The organism is Photobacterium sp. GB-72, from assembly GCF_003026095.1.
In the GTDB taxonomy this organism is placed as follows: Bacteria; Pseudomonadota; Gammaproteobacteria; order Enterobacterales; family Vibrionaceae; genus Photobacterium.
This window is the reverse complement of sequence record NZ_PYNV01000005.1, coordinates 117,496-132,813: the sequence shown is the minus strand read 5'-3', so window position 1 is coordinate 132,813 and position 15,318 is coordinate 117,496. Positions and strand designations below refer to the sequence as shown.

At 39.3% G+C, this 15,318-nt stretch carries 13 protein-coding genes and 2 tRNA genes; 9 read left to right on the top strand and 6 right to left on the bottom strand.

The window, feature by feature from the left end:
* Positions 1–544: 544 nt before the first annotated feature.
* From tkt to C9J40_RS08325, 3 genes are all read right to left on the bottom strand, one after another.
* Entirely contained in the window at positions 545–2,539 is a 1,995-nt protein-coding gene (gene tkt / locus C9J40_RS08335) for a transketolase (protein WP_107207344.1), read from the bottom strand.
* A gap of 77 nt (positions 2,540–2,616) precedes the next feature.
* Positions 2,617–3,567, bottom strand: coding sequence for a transaldolase (tal, locus tag C9J40_RS08330; protein WP_107246478.1), 951 nt, complete (start codon positions 3,565–3,567; stop codon positions 2,617–2,619).
* A 469-nt stretch (positions 3,568–4,036) separates the two neighbouring features.
* A complete protein-coding gene (locus C9J40_RS08325) occupies positions 4,037–4,606 on the bottom strand; it encodes an outer membrane protein (protein WP_107207342.1) in 570 nt (189 codons plus the stop codon).
* A gap of 501 nt (positions 4,607–5,107) precedes the next feature.
* Between C9J40_RS08325 and C9J40_RS08320 the strand changes: the two genes are divergently transcribed.
* The 8 genes from C9J40_RS08320 (at position 5,108) to C9J40_RS08285 (ending at position 12,132) form a co-directional block, all read left to right on the top strand.
* Positions 5,108–6,772 (top strand): ABC transporter substrate-binding protein, encoded by a 1,665-nt coding sequence (locus C9J40_RS08320; RefSeq protein ID WP_233217705.1) that lies wholly within the window; start codon positions 5,108–5,110, stop codon positions 6,770–6,772.
* A gap of 11 nt (positions 6,773–6,783) precedes the next feature.
* Positions 6,784–7,563 carry a VWA domain-containing protein gene (locus C9J40_RS08315; protein ID WP_045148438.1) on the top strand — a complete coding sequence of 260 codons (780 nt, stop codon included), beginning with the start codon at positions 6,784–6,786 and terminating at the stop codon, positions 7,561–7,563.
* Positions 7,564–7,577: 14 nt separating this feature from the next.
* Positions 7,578–9,104, top strand: coding sequence for a phosphate ABC transporter substrate-binding/OmpA family protein (locus C9J40_RS08310; protein WP_107246475.1), 1,527 nt, complete (start codon positions 7,578–7,580; stop codon positions 9,102–9,104).
* Positions 9,105–9,115: 11 nt separating this feature from the next.
* Positions 9,116–9,925 (top strand): hypothetical protein, encoded by an 810-nt coding sequence (locus tag C9J40_RS08305; RefSeq protein WP_005366422.1) that lies wholly within the window; start codon positions 9,116–9,118, stop codon positions 9,923–9,925.
* A gap of 9 nt (positions 9,926–9,934) precedes the next feature.
* The gene (locus C9J40_RS08300; protein WP_105061550.1) at positions 9,935–11,113 is read left to right on the top strand and encodes a toxic anion resistance protein; all 1,179 of its coding nucleotides are present in this window, start codon (positions 9,935–9,937) and stop codon (positions 11,111–11,113) included.
* 20 nt (positions 11,114–11,133) lie between these two features.
* Positions 11,134–11,790 (top strand): hypothetical protein, encoded by a 657-nt coding sequence (locus tag C9J40_RS08295; RefSeq protein WP_052955886.1) that lies wholly within the window; start codon positions 11,134–11,136, stop codon positions 11,788–11,790.
* A 135-nt stretch (positions 11,791–11,925) separates the two neighbouring features.
* Positions 11,926–12,016, top strand: a tRNA-Ser gene (locus C9J40_RS08290).
* 39 nt (positions 12,017–12,055) lie between these two features.
* Positions 12,056–12,132: transfer RNA gene (locus C9J40_RS08285), tRNA-Asp, on the top strand.
* A gap of 159 nt (positions 12,133–12,291) precedes the next feature.
* On the opposite strand, the gene C9J40_RS08280 is transcribed toward C9J40_RS08285, so the two are convergent.
* Positions 12,292–12,606: a cupin domain-containing protein gene (locus C9J40_RS08280; protein ID WP_107207341.1), complete on the bottom strand. Its 315-nt coding sequence runs from the start codon at positions 12,604–12,606 to the stop codon at positions 12,292–12,294.
* Positions 12,590–14,065, bottom strand: a complete 1,476-nt coding sequence (locus tag C9J40_RS08275) for a PLP-dependent aminotransferase family protein (protein WP_199188065.1) — start codon at positions 14,063–14,065, stop codon at positions 12,590–12,592. The genes C9J40_RS08280 and C9J40_RS08275 overlap by 17 nt, the downstream gene beginning before the upstream one ends.
* A gap of 91 nt (positions 14,066–14,156) precedes the next feature.
* Here C9J40_RS08275 and C9J40_RS08270 point away from each other — a divergent pair, with 91 nt between their 5' ends.
* A complete protein-coding gene (locus tag C9J40_RS08270) occupies positions 14,157–14,813 on the top strand; it encodes a pyridoxamine 5'-phosphate oxidase family protein (RefSeq protein WP_107246472.1) in 657 nt (218 codons plus the stop codon).
* An 80-nt stretch (positions 14,814–14,893) separates the two neighbouring features.
* On the opposite strand, the gene C9J40_RS08265 is transcribed toward C9J40_RS08270, so the two are convergent.
* Positions 14,894–14,998: a 30S ribosomal protein THX gene (locus tag C9J40_RS08265; RefSeq protein WP_005366407.1), complete on the bottom strand. Its 105-nt coding sequence runs from the start codon at positions 14,996–14,998 to the stop codon at positions 14,894–14,896.
* Positions 14,999–15,318 lie beyond the last annotated feature (320 nt).

Sequence of the window (15,318 nt, the reverse complement as noted above, 5' to 3'; positions counted from 1 at the left end):
GTCTGTCTATGGATTTAAATTTACGCTTAATTTAAATATTGAACAATACACGTTTTTATAATCAAAAGTTTTGTTTTTGGTAATTGCTGATATAACGAAATAGGTCTATTAATTAAGGTTTATTCATTTTAAGTGTTAAATGTTCTACGTAAGAAATTAATTAATCTTTACATGTATAAACAAAAATAAAATTGTCAAAATATGCAACTTGACATAGGGTGATTAAATGTCTGAACAGAGCTTAAATTATGTTTTTTAACACCTATAAAGTCACATCACAATCAGTGTTATCTAATGAAGATAAGGTTAATTTAATCAATGACATACATGAACTAATAAGCCGGAGATTTGCTGGTAAAGGGATTAAATTAATTAAAGACTTATCAACTGAAGGGCACTTAAAGTTGCGTTTTGAAGTGAATGGGGAAGAGCTATTACAGCTTAATGTCTCTAATCAGTTGCTTTGAATATGTAACATTTAGTACATTTTATGAAAGTAAAAAGCCGAGCTTTAAAGCTCGGCTTTTTCATGATTATTAAGCGATTATGCTAATAATTCTTTTGCTGTTTCAACAATATTATCTGTTGTAAAGCCAAACATTTTAAATAGCTCTTCAGCTGGTGCTGATTCACCAAATGTTGTCATACCGATGATACGGCCATCGAAACCAACATACTTGTACCAGAAATCAGCAATACCAGCTTCAATAGCAATACGTGCTGTTACATCTGAAGGTAATACGCTTTCACGGTATGCGGCATCTTGCTTGTCAAACAGATCTGTTGCAGGCATAGAAACAAGGCGTACCTTACGACCTTCAGCCGTTAGTTGCGCGTAAGCTTCGGCTGCAATACCGACTTCTGAACCTGTTGCAATTAAAATTAGCTCAGGTTGACCTTCACAGTCTTTAAGGATGTAACCACCCTTAGCGATGTTAGCTACTTGTGCAGCATCACGATCTTGTTGTGTTAGGTTTTGACGAGAGAAGATTAGCGATGTTGGACCATCTTTACGCTCGATTGCGTATTTCCAAGCCACTGCTGATTCAACTTGGTCACATGGACGCCATGTGCTCATGTTTGGTGTTAGGCGTAGAGAAGCAATCTGCTCTACAGGTTGGTGTGTAGGACCATCTTCACCTAAACCGATGGAATCGTGCGTGTAAACTTGAATGTTCTGAATTTTCATCAGTGCAGCCATACGCATTGCATTACGTGCATATTCCATAAACATTAGGAATGTTGCACCGTAAGGAACAAAACCACCGTGTAGTGCCATACCATTGATGATTGCAGTCATACCAAATTCACGTACACCGTAGTGAATGTAGTTACCAGAAGCATCTGTTGGAGTGATTGACTTAGAGCCAGACCACATGGTTAGGTTTGATGGTGCAAGGTCTGCAGAACCGCCCATGAATTCAGGTAAAATTTTACCGAATGCTTCAAGTGCGTTTTGTGATGCTTTACGAGAAGCAATATTTGCAGGGTTTGCTTGAAGATCTGCAATAACTTCCGATGTCACTTGTTCCCAGTTTGCTGGTAGCTCGCCGTTCATACGACGTTTGAATTCAGCAGCTAATTCAGGGTAAGCAGCAGCGTATGCGGCAAACTTCTCATCCCATGCAGCTTCTTTCACTTTACCTGCTTCTTTCGCATCCCATTCAGCATAGATTTCTGCTGGGATTTCAAATGCGCCGTAAGTCCAACCTAGGAATTCACGTGCTGCTTTAATTTCATCAGCGCCTAGTGGAGCACCGTGACAGTCGTGAGAGCCAGATTTGTTTGGAGAACCAAAACCAATGATTGTTTTGCAACAAATAAGTGTTGGCTTACCTGTTTCAGCTTTAGCTGCTTCAATTGCTGCATTAATTGCTGCTGCATCATGACCATCAACAGCAGGGATGACATGCCAGCCGTAAGATTCAAAACGCTCTGGCGTATTATCAGTGAACCAACCTTCAACGTGACCATCGATAGAAATACCGTTGTCATCCCAGAATGCGATCAGTTTACCAAGACCTAATGTACCTGCTAGTGAACATGCTTCGTGAGAAACACCTTCCATTAGACAGCCATCACCAAGGAAAGAGTATGTATAGTGATCAACAACGTCATGACCTTCACGGTTAAATTGTGCAGCCATTGCTTTTTCAGCAAGTGCCATACCAACCGCATTAGTAATACCTTGGCCTAAAGGACCTGTTGTTGTTTCAACACCTGGCGCGTAACCGTATTCTGGGTGACCCGGTGTTTTAGAGTGAAGTTGACGGAAATTCTTCAGATCATCGATAGAAAGATCGTAACCTGTAAGGTGAAGTAGCGAATAGATAAGCATTGAACCGTGGCCGTTTGATAATACAAAACGGTCGCGATCAGCCCACTGTGGGTTTTGTGGGTTGTGATTCATGTGACCACGCCAAAGTACTTCAGCGATATCTGCCATACCCATAGGTGCGCCAGGGTGACCAGAATTTGCTTGTTGTACACCATCCATGCTTAGAGCACGAATCGCATTCGCTAACATTTTATGTTCCATAGTGTTTCCACCAAATATATGAGATTTAAACTTAAGAAAGCGGCAAAGGCCGCTTTCTGGAATACTTAATTAAGCGATTAAAGACGCTCTGCAATCATAGCTTCAAGTTTACCTTGGTCAATTGCGAAGTTACGGATACCTTCCGCTAGTTTCTCAACGGCCATTGGATCTTGATTATGTTCCCATAGGAACTCAGCATGTGTCATTGCTGCCGGACGATCTTTCAGATCAGTTGTTGCTTTTAGTTTCTCAACAACCTCACCTTGTGCTTCTTCTAGTTCTTGAAGAAGTTGTGGACTAATCGTTAAACGGTCACAACCTGCTAGTTCAAGAATTTCACCAGTATTACGGAAGCTTGCGCCCATAACTACGGTATTGTAACCGTGTTCTTTGTAGTAGTTATAGATATTCGTTACAGAAATCACACCTGGATCTTCTTGTGGTGCAAAATCACGACCTTCTTTCGCTTTGTACCAGTCCATAATACGACCAACGAATGGCGAAATAAGGAATACGCCAGCTTCAGCACAAGCACGAGCCTGCGCAAAAGAGAATAGAAGCGTTAGGTTACAGTTGATACCTTCTTTTTCTAGGATTTCCGCTGCACGGATACCTTCCCAAGTAGAAGCTAGTTTGATTAGGATACGATCGTTGCTGATACCAGCATCGTTGTACATTTTGATAAGTTGACGTGCTTTAGTAACACTGCCTTCTGTATCGTAAGAAAGGCGTGCATCAACTTCAGTTGAAATACGGCCTGGTACAACGTTAAGAATTTCTTTACCAATGCTTACTGCAAGCATGTCGCAAGTATCTTGTACTTGTTGTGCTTTATCATCACCTTGTGATTTTGCATAAGCGATAGAAGCATCGATAAGTGGTGCGTATTCAGCGATTTGTGCCGCTTTTAAGATCAAAGATGGGTTAGTTGTTGCGTCTTCTGGTTGGTATTTTTTAATGTCTTTAATATCGCCAGTATCTGCTACAACAGTAGTTAGTGCGCGTAGTTGTTCTAATTTTGTGCTCATATCTATTGACCTTATCTATAGGGCTCATGCCATGCCAGCCACTATTTATAACGTGAAATGCTGTCATGCTCAAAAGAATTTATTACTTATTCTTAACCTGTTCATACAAAGCCATTTACACACATTGTGAGCGAATGGTTTATGTAAGAGCATTTGATGAATTGATAATTGACTTTTTCAGTGTTTTTGTCAATTCAAAATGCGAATAAATCCTGTTTGGATCCCAATAAAAGTGGGTTAAATTGAAGTTAACCGCGAGATGTTGCTCCTAACTAGAATAACTTTGGTTTTAAATGCTGAGCGGATGATCTTTGGGTTGATCATATGTTCATTTTTAGTGAGGTAAACGAATAAAAATTCCACAAAAATCAGATTGGGTAAAAATATCTAACGTGCTTTACTGCAATAATGAAAAAAGCCATTAACTTTCGTTAATGGCTTTTTTTCAATTAGAGATGATCACACTACATTAGAAATTGTAGTTAACACCTACGTAGTACATCGTTGTTTCTGAGTCGATGTTTAAATCTTTGTCGTTATCCGCTTTTTCAAGATCTGTTGATAAGTAGTCAATACCTGCACGAAGATCGATGTGTTCAGCAACGGCAAAGTTAACACCCGCACCCGCAGTCCAGCCAAAACCATCAACATCAATATCGTGACGGTTCATATTGCCGATGCCATCGTAATCGCCATCCACAGCAACGTAAGCAACACCAGCTTTCGCAAATAGGGATAACTGATCATTAATTGGCATCATTACGCGAGGAGTCAGAGTCGCGTAACCTTTTTTAATGTTATCTTGTTCGCCAGTTTGGCCTAATGTTGCTTCAAGACCAAGATTTTCAGTGAAGTTGTAACCACCGTATAAGCCGTATGCAACTACATTTTCGTCGTAGTTATGTTCCCAATGGTCAGCTTTAAGATCCGTTGTTGCATTACCAAGGCTTGCACCTACGTATGGACCAGTCTGATCGGCAAGTGCTACGCCAGATGCTGTTGTAAGAACAAGTGCTAATGGTAATAGAATCTTTTTCATCATAATTTCCTTTATGTTTTTATTGGTTTTTCAAGAGTTAATACTCTAACTCTTGAATGTCACTAACTGCTGATTGGGAGAATATGATGCATTCACAAGCTAAATGTCATGGAATTGAAAAGTGTTTTATTGCGCGGGTTGATTTGACTTTGAGTTAACAATTTACGGACATGACTCAAACAAAACGCACAACGATTGCATTGGTAGTGAATGAATGACATTAAAATACATATTTATAAGCAAGTTTCATTGTTTTTAGTGAATGACTATTCAATGCGCGTTATCTAGAAAAACTGAAAGTCAAAAAATAGTTTATATAATTACTATGAATTCAATCGCAAATTGACATATGTTTCGTGCTACAAACCTGACGCGTATTTTTTATCCGGTATGGTACCTATTACTCAAAAAAGCGTAGTTACGTTTTTGACTGTTGTAATGGGGGAAAAAATGGGATTGATGATCAGATATTTTCGGTATTGGCTTTTTTTGTTGGCTGTAATGATTTCAACGTTTGCTGCAGCAAAACCCCAATATATAAATCCAATACCACTTGCCCAACTTATTAATACGCCAGTTTCAAAAGTTAATGAACAGACTTTTGAACTGCCAGTGATTACTTGGGGCGCAGATATTAATACGATTTATGCGAATGGTAGCCAATCGATCACCTCAAGTAATTCTCTTTTTTCTAGTTATGGACTGAAATTTAGATTAAGTCGAAATGATAAATTTTCAGATCAGCTCACGAATTACTTATCAGGAAAAACGCCATACCTTCGCGGAACATTAGGGATGGTTAATGCTGCTTCTGATTTACTTGTCAGCAACCCTTCTGTTACCCCTATTATTATTCATCAATTATCTTGGTCATCAGGTGGTGATGCTTTAGTTGTTAAACCAACTATTCGTACCGTGGCAGATTTAAAAGGTAAGACGATTGCGCTTCAAGCGTATGGTCCGCATGTGGATTATATGGGAGCTGTATTAAAAGATGCAGGATTAACACCTGATGATGTCACCATTAAATGGTTGCCCGATCTTACTGGAACGAATAATAGCCCAGCCAGTGCGCTATATGAAAATGATGTCGATGCTGTATTTGTAATTCTACCTGATGCGTTAGCACTGACATCGGGGGGAGCTGTAGGTACTGGATCTGAAGATTCGGTTAAAGGCGCGAAGATATTAATGTCAACTAAAACGGCTAACCGAGTGATAGCGGATGTTTATGCGGTGCGAGCGGATTATTTTAATAGCCATCGCAGTGACGTAATGAATTTTGTAAAAGCGTTAAATAGCGCAACAGATGAAGTGAAGGTTTTGTTTAATAATGCGAACGCTCAAAACGCAAAATTGACACCGTTATTGTCTTATTCTGCTGATCTGTTGCTTGATTCTCCCGATGCAATAGAAGATATAAAAGGGCTTTATGCTGACGCAGAGCATTTAGATATTAACGCTAATAAGCAATTGTTTAGTGACATGGCGTACCCAAGAAATATTACGAAAGTCAGTAAAGAAATCCAAACGACGTTAAAGCGACTCGGTTTAACGTCAGCTTCCTCACTTCCTCAATTAGCAAATTGGGATTTTACCCAATTAGGTGCTGATATTGAGTTTAATAATAAATCACGTTTTAACAGTGAGCGTGTCGCTTCAGTGGTTGCAAAGAAACAGCAACAGAATTCATTGGCAGATGGCGAACTGTTTTCTTTTGAAGTCGCTTTTCAGCCTAACCAAAACAACTTTAATTCGTCGCTATATCAAACAGAGTTTAAGCGTGTAATTGAATTGGCCTCTACTTATGGTGGTGCGGTGATCACTGTTGAAGGTCACAGTGATCCTTTGAAATATTTACGCTCTAAGAAAAAAGGCGAAACCGGTGTGGTGTTAAACCGCATTAAACAATCCAACCGCAATATCAGCTTATCGCGTGCGCAAAGCGTTAAACAAAGCGTATTAACATACGCTACCGATCAAGGCATTGCTTTAGATGCGAGTCAGTTTGCTTTAGTTGGTCATGGTTTTGGTAATCCAAAAACAGGGATGTGTGGCAATGAACCTTGTGCTCCTGCAACTGAATCTGAGTGGCGATCAAATATGCGTGTCGTCTTTCGTATTATTCAGTTAGAAGCTGAATCTGATGTATTCCAACCTTTATAAGTGGGCATGATATGAGATTTATAATTTATTCTTGCTGCCTTATTGCTTTTGCTGTGGTGTTTTTTAAACCGAGCTCTGGGGTTAACTCGACAGGATCAAAAGACAGTAGTGCACAGATAAAAAAAACAGATGCATCAAGTGGATATGGATTTGACGCATTAAAAAATGATTGGCCAGCATTAAATAATGATAATGCACTCGTTTCCGATAATTGGCTGGCGACTAACTATCTACTAATTTTTGATGGTAGCGGTTCGATGGATAATACTAATTGTGGTAATGGGCAAAAGAAAATTGTCGCGGCAAAGCAAGCAATACAAACTTTTATTAACGATATTCCTAATTCAGCCAATGTCGGGTTATATGTTTTTGATAATAAAGATGCGTCATTGCGTGTACCACTTGGCAATAATAATCGAGCGACATTAAAACAAGCGATTTATGACGTAACAGCTGGTGGTGCAACACCATTAAAAAGCTCTCTAGATTCGAGCTACGCAGCATTAGAGCGTCAAGCCAGTAAACAATTGGGTTATGGGGAATATAACGTTGTGATTGTTACCGATGGTGATGCAAGCCAGGGAGAAAACCCACAACCTGCGATTAATCGTATCTACCGTGACTCACCCGTTACCATTCATACCATAGGCTTTTGCATTGGTGAGCAACATGCGCTTAATGCAAAAGGGATCACCTATTACCAATCGGCTAATAACCCAGAAAAACTGTTAGCAGGGCTAAAAAATGTATTAGCAGAATCTGCAGAGTTTGATGTCGCTAGTTTTAATTAAGAAAAAGGTCATATATGCAAAAGCATAGTAAGTTTGCTCTTTTTATTTTAGTGCTAGGGGTAATGGGTTTAATTAGCTATAAGTTTTTACAGCCCCATATTGATGATCATGTTTATGCTGATACATCGGATGCGCGTAATACCAAAGGTGTAATAAAAATAGGGATGGATAACTGGGTTGGCTATTACCCACTATGCTCTAAAGAAATGCGACGATTATTACGCAATGAAGGTTATCGTTTATCTTGTATTGATGATGGTGCTAATTACTCCCAACGTATGGAAGGTATAGCTAACGGTGAATTAGATTTTGCCGTTGCAAGTGTGGATGCTTATATTACATCTGGTAAAGTATACCGTTACCCAGCCAGTATCGTAGCTGTCATTGATGAGTCACATGGTGGCGATGCTATTGTCGCGAATACCGATGTTGTTACGTCGATTAATGATTTGAAAACGAATAAATCCTTATCGATTGGTTACACTCATGATTCACCCAGTGAACACTTACTGAGCGCGATATCTTCTCATTTCGATCTTAATCTTTTTAAATCTAACAATGTTAAACGAGTTGCGACTGCTGGCTCAAGCGATGCGTTATCACAATTAATCGAAGGCAAATTAGATGTTGCTGTATTGTGGGAGCCTGACGTGTCAACCGCGCTTGCCGAAGGTAATTTTGAAACCATTATTAGTACTGATGATACGAAAAACTTAATTGTTGATGTACTTCTTGCCAATAAAACCGTGATTAAAAATAAGCCTGAAATACTTGATCGCGTATTAGCAACCTATTTTAAGGTACTTAAATATTATCGTGATAATCCTAATGTATTAGTTCAAGAGCTCGAAAGTATTACAGACTTACCGAATACTCAAGTTAAGCAGTTGCTTAACGGTGTACGATGGATAGGGCTCAACGACAACGTCTCTGCTTGGTTTAGTCAATCCCAGTTACTACTCGATACCATCGATAGCACTATTACAATTATCAATGATACATCAGCAACGCCACAACAGTGGTTACCCAATAATGATCCTTATAGGATAATACATTCCCCTCCTATTCAAACTGTACAACAAACACTTAATGATATTGCTTTAAATGAACCATCACACAGGCCAGTTAGCCAAGTATTTGCTGCATTAAGTGCAAAGCAATGGGCACATATGAGTGAAATAGGCACGTTGAAAACCCGTCCAGTTATTTTCTCTAGTGGTAGCGAGCGACTGACACCAAACGGTCAGCAGCAACTTAATCTTACTGCTGAAAGTTTATCGCATTACCCGAATTTTCGAATTCTAGTTGAAGGTCATACGGGTCTACGTGGTGATAAAGCGTTAAATATCGAGTTATCAGCCAAACGCGCAAAGGCAGTAAAAAGCTATTTAGTTAATCAACTCGGCTTTGAAGCCAGTCGTATTCATGCTGTTGGTAAAGGAAGTGATGAACCATTAATTCAATTAAGTGGGGAAAGTCAGCGCCGTTATGCCAATAGATTAATGCGCGTTGAAATTGCGTTGATGAGTGAAACTTATTAAAAGGAAGTAGATTGGATATTCTGTCGCCTCAAGCTATTAAAAATCAGGTAATTTCAAACAGTATTCAACACCCGATTGTTATATATAGTGGTGTGGTGGGCGCGATTGGAGCCGTATATAGCTTATTGTTCTCTGGTGAGTTATTGAGCTGGGGAGTCACGATTGCAGCTACTGCATTATGCTTTAGTAAATTACTGTGGGGATATAAGGTTAATTATAATTCTCATGCTAAGGCTATTGTTGAGAAGTATCATCGCAGTTTATTACAACAACGAGAGCAAACGCTGGTTGATTTAAAGCAAGAGCTAAGCCAAATAAAACAGCAAGATGCGCTAAAGCAAGTTGATCAATTAGGTTTAAAATTCAATGCGTTCCAGCAGGTATTAGATAGGGTCTTAAATAAAGACGAATTAGCGTACTCACGCTATATCACAATGGCTGAAGCGGTCTTTGTTGGAGCGTTAGATAATTTGCAGACAGTGATTGTAAATACTAAAGCCGTCTCAGGTATTGATATTGACTATATTCAACAGCAACTCAGTGATCTTAATTGCCAATTAACACAAATCACATCGCCTCAAATCTTATTAGAACAAAAAATAGATGCTTTGCAGCATCGAATTGTTATCTATAAAGATGCTCATCAGCATATCACAACCGTATTAATCGAAAACGAACAAGCAATGACAGAGCTTGATCGTGTCACAACGCAACTTTCTCAAATATCGCTTCTTTCATCGCAGCAAGGAATGGAATTAGAAACGGCAATGGAAGAGTTACGTCTACTTGCACAGCGCGCACAAAAATACAGTACTCGTTAAGGATGAACAATGGCACAGGAAAATACGACTCTTATAGTAGCGACGCCTGATACGGTAAAACAAGCCTTAGATATTCCAGTATCAGTTCCTGAAACTCACGATAAAATCAGTACGAAAGTAGAAGAAACCGTTTCAATGTTATTAGCTATCGGCGAACGTGATTTAACGCAGCAACGAGACATGACAAACTTGATGACCTCTTTAGGTGAAGATAGTTGTCGTCAGTTAGCTCAATGTAGCCAGTTATTGAAAACCCCATTGCATACGTTAGTTGATGATGCTCAAGATGGTGGTGGAACAGCAAAAAGCTTATTAGACTTGCAACAACAAGTGAATGCGGTTAACCCCAATCGTACTGATTTTACCATGGGCACGATACGACGTTTACTCAGCTTTCTTCCTTTTGTTGGAACCCCTATAGCGAAATGGTTTTCACGTTATCAAACGGCAGAAGGGGTGATTAAGGATATTGTGCAATCGCTTAGAGGCGGTCAAGCACAATTACAACGTGACAATATCACGCTTGAAGCCGATCAAATTCGTTATCGTGAGCTAACATTTCTGCTTGAAGATTATGTTCGTTTTGGTCAATTGCTTGACGAGAAAGTAAATCAAACAATCGAGACAGCCCAAAATACAGAAACCAAAGTTAAGTTTTTACAAGAGCAGGTGTTATTTCCATTACGTCAGCGTGTGATGGATTTGCAGCAAACATTGGCTGTTAATCAGCAAGCGGTGATTACCACTGAAGTTATCATGCAAAATAACCGCGAGCTTATTCGAGGTGTTGATCGCGCGATAAATGTGACGGTATCTGCGCTTGAAACAGCGTCAGTCATGTCGATTGCACTTCAACATCAGAAAAAACTATTAGATGCGACCCAAGCTGTTAATGACACTACTAATGATCTGATATTACAAACCAGTGAGCAACTTCGAGATCAAGGGGTCAGTATCCAAAAACAAGCTTCTGAGAGCCAATTAGATATCAGTAAGTTAAAACAAGCCTTTTCAAATATTAATGCTGCATTAAATGATATTAGCCAGTATCGAGTTAAAGCTTTACCGCAAATGGCACAATCTATTTTAGAAATGGATCAATTAACCGAACAAATGGAAAGCCGTATTAAAGATGCTGAAAAGGGCAAAGACATTCAACAGAACTTGTCTCAGTTAATTGAACTTTAATCTTTGAAAAGGAATTTAAGATGGAAAATGGAATCAAGAAAAATTTACTACCAGCGAACGGCACGCATTGGAAAAAATGGTACGTACCGTTAGAAGAAGAAAATGCCACCATTAGAGAATGTTTAGCGACTCAAGCTCCAGTGGCTGCTGGCAGCGCAGATATACCATTGATTGTGAGATTAATTGAGAATCCTAAGTTTGATATCCCTGGGATCAATTTATTTAATGGCGCTGTTAGCTTAGAAGATCATGATGTTATTCACCTTTTATTAGGGCGGGGAATGCTACCGAAAGATGAGGCATTTGTTATTGGTTTTACGATGGGCTCATCAAATCGAATGTCAACGGCAGAAAAGAAGATGTACGCGTTTGCTGCTAAATATTTATACCCAGGGCCGTATAAATTTTCTGATGATGATATTGCTGTATTTAAGAAAGCGGCGCATCTTGGATACGTTTCTGACTGTCAGCCATTAGATACCATTAATTGTGCAGAACTAATGGATTTAAGTTTAAAAGAAGCGCGTCAGCGAGTCGGGATAGAACCTGATTTACTGGCGGCTTATTATCAGATTGAAAGTCAGCGTTTTAGTCAATTTGAAGAATGTTTACGTATAACACCTCAAGGTCGAGAAAAACTTGAAGCACAGATTAATGCTGAAAAATTAGCAGGATAAATAAAATTAGAACTTTTTGTGTATGATATTTAAGTAAAAATGCGCGCTAAAGCCTGTTTTTTAAACGAATGGTGGATTTGTTTAAAAATAGGCTTTACAGGTGAGTGATTGCTAGGTATTATTCGCGGCACTTACGGAGAGATGGCTGAGTGGTTGAAAGCACCGGTCTTGAAAACCGGCATACGTTTATAGCGTATCTAGGGTTCAAATCCCTATCTCTCCGCCATATTATAGAGATTCGATTTATCGGGTTTCATAAAGAATTGGAGCGGTAGTTCAGTTGGTTAGAATACCGGCCTGTCACGCCGGGGGTCGCGGGTTCGAGTCCCGTCCGCTCCGCCAATACAACGAAGCCCCGTCAGAAATGACGGGGCTTTTTTGTATCTAAAATTTAAGCGGTCGTTGGTATGTGATTGATGCACCTAGCCGAGGTCGAGAGTCCCGCAGGAATGTCCGCACTGCTTTTCGCTAACATAATGCTGTCTTAGTGTGGTGATCTTGTTAATTAAAAAATACCGCTAACCAAATCGTCAGTTTATTTGGTTCTGTCCAACTTACGCGGTGCTTTTGGTGAGCTGGAATATAAAGGTGATCGCCTTTTTCTATACGTTTAATTTCACCATTGGTAAAACTCACTTCAGCTCTTCCTTCTAATACGATAACCCATTCATTTTCAGATTGATCGTACCATTCATCTACTGGTGTTATATGTCCTTGCGAGACAATGCGCTCAATTCGTACCGAATCGGTTTTAAGTAAGTCGGTAAACTCTTCATTATCAAGTTTAGCGGGTAATTGACTAAAAATATTCATCATGTCTGTTTTCCGTTAACAGGTGGTTGAAGCAAGTTTTCAAGTTCTCAATCAATACTGGTATGTCATCAATGGAGGTATTACCAAAGCCAAGTACAATACCCTGCCAGTTTCGAATAGTATTCGGCAGCTCATAATAACTCAGTGGTCGTACAATAATATTGTGCTTAAAAGCCTGATCACAAAATTGTTTTTCACAGACGTTCTGGTGCCATCTTACGGTAATATGAAGCCCCGCAGCTTGACTGATCACTTCCCATTGCTGGGCAAAACTGTCTTTAATACTTTGGAGCATTTGTTGATGTTTTGCTTGGTATAGCCGGCGCATTTTCCGAATGTGACGAAGCAAGTGGCCGTCATGAATAAACTCCGTCATTGCTAATTGAAGCTGGGCTTGCGTTTCACCGCTGAGAGCATCTTTTATCTCAAGGTAACGAGGAAGAAGAGCTTGAGGGACGACCATATAACCAAGACGAATACTGTTGCACATCACTTTACTAAAAGTACCAATATAGATGATATTCACATTGATATTGGTTTGAGCTGCAAGTCCTTGTAAGGAAGGATAAGGGCGGTGAGCATATTGAAATTCACTGTCGTAATCATCTTCAATAATGGTCACATTATGTTGGCTTGCCCACTTTAGTAATTGGATCCGTTGAGAGATATTAAGTGTTGTGCCTAATGGATATTGGTTGCTGGGGGTAATGTAAATGGCTTTCGCTTTTGTTTTCGATAACTGTTGAAGGTTAATTCCATCGAATGGAGTCACTGAAAGCGGTGCTATTTTTACATTGCATAAGTTAACCACTTTACGCATTTGAGCATAACCGGGATTTTCAACAAGGACTATATCGTTAGGCTGAGTGCTTGCCATTATTGCCATGATTAATGCTTGTTGTGCCCCCGATGTTGAAATGATCCTATCGGCGGTGACATCGACAGAGCGTGATGTTTTCAAGTAATGCGTTAATACTTCTCTAAACTCCCACTCACCTTGTAGATCGTTACAACCAAGAAACTGTGTTCGATCAAACTGTTGTAGATAAAGACGTTGCCACTTTTTTCTAGGAAATGCGGCAAGATCTGGTACGCCAGGAGCAAAGGCATTATTCGTTGTGTTTATTTGTTGTTTGGTTGTGGGTTGTTTAAGTGAATCTTCACTGCTCGTTGTCGTGAGGTAATGATCTGGTAGGGTGGCTGCGACATAAAAACCGCTACCTGCTTGGCTACGAATATAACCTTCAGCAACAAGTTGGTCGTATGTGGCAATAATCGTATTACGACTGACATCGAGTATTTGTGCTAGATGACGAGTTGATGGCAACTTACTGTTCTTCGGCCAATATCCTTGGGTGATTTTATCGCGAATAGCATTAAACAAACTCTGCTGGCGCGAGCCTTGATGATGGCAAAGGGTTAAATCTCCGGTATCAATTAATGTCAAACTGGATCCATCCACTATTCAAAACTGGCTCTTACCTACAGTACCAAAGTTTGATGTTATGTCTATTAGAAGGAAGTGTAATTGTGGATCAATAGGAGAGATTGCGATGTTATCAAGCACAGATAGAACGACGATAAAGAAAAATCCGAATAAAGCCGTTTTCGAGACAGAAAAGCTCTATCAAATAATTGACGAAAGCTTACTTGCACATATTGCTATTGAGCAAAATGAGCAACCTATAGTTATTCCGATGTTGGTATGGCGAGTTGATAATAATATCTATGTCCATGGGGCTAAAAATAGCCGTTTAATTCGTGCGTTAAAAAAGGGGCAACCTTGTTGTTTAACATTTACGTTATTTGATGGTTGGGTACTTGCACGCTCTGCATTTCATCACAGTGCCCATTATCGCTCAGCAATGGTCTTTGGACAGTTTGATGCTATTGATGATAACCAATATAAAAATGCGTTACTGAACCACTTTATTGAGCAAATCGCACCGGGACGAAGTGAATGTGTACGACAAGGTAATGAAAAAGAACTTACTGCGACGGAATTACTCATGATGCCATTAACAGAGGCGTCAGTAAAAATTGGCTGTAATGGAGTAAATGATGATGAACGAGATATGGATTTATCCGTTTGGGCAGGAATTATTCCTTATAAAACGGTGATTGGCCCATTACAAGATGATGAGAAGATGGCAAGTGGAATCGATCAACCTGATTATTCTTTAGCGTATGGAAATCGATGGTATAAATAAACACGATCAGAAAAACTAAGTCCAGATATAGATTACTGGACTTAGTTTTCGGAGTATTAGCAAGATCGATTTAGGTCAAATTATGCTTGATGATGCTTTCTTTGACCTTCTGTCGTTAAACGTGCATTACCATGTGAATGTGCACGACGTTTGCCTTTACATGTTTTCATATCGCCCTTAGCCATTGTAAATCCTTAATTATTAATAGAACAAAGAAGATATTTGTATGATAAATATTTTCTTTATCAGTGCAAGTGACAACTTTGCAGCTAAGTTATTGATACTGTAAATTAAATTATACAAAGTTCGCGTCTTTAATAAGAAATAATGGCAATTGTTTTCGCTATTTAATAAGCAACAAAAGAGAATTAAGGAATGTGCTCATTAGATTGAAAATAACGCTAGCGAGGAGATGAAAACTAGCGCTAATTATTTTAAGTCATTTCTTAACGAGTAAGAAAAAAGCCTGATAACTTAATGCTGGAAGGCGTTATCAGGCTTTTGT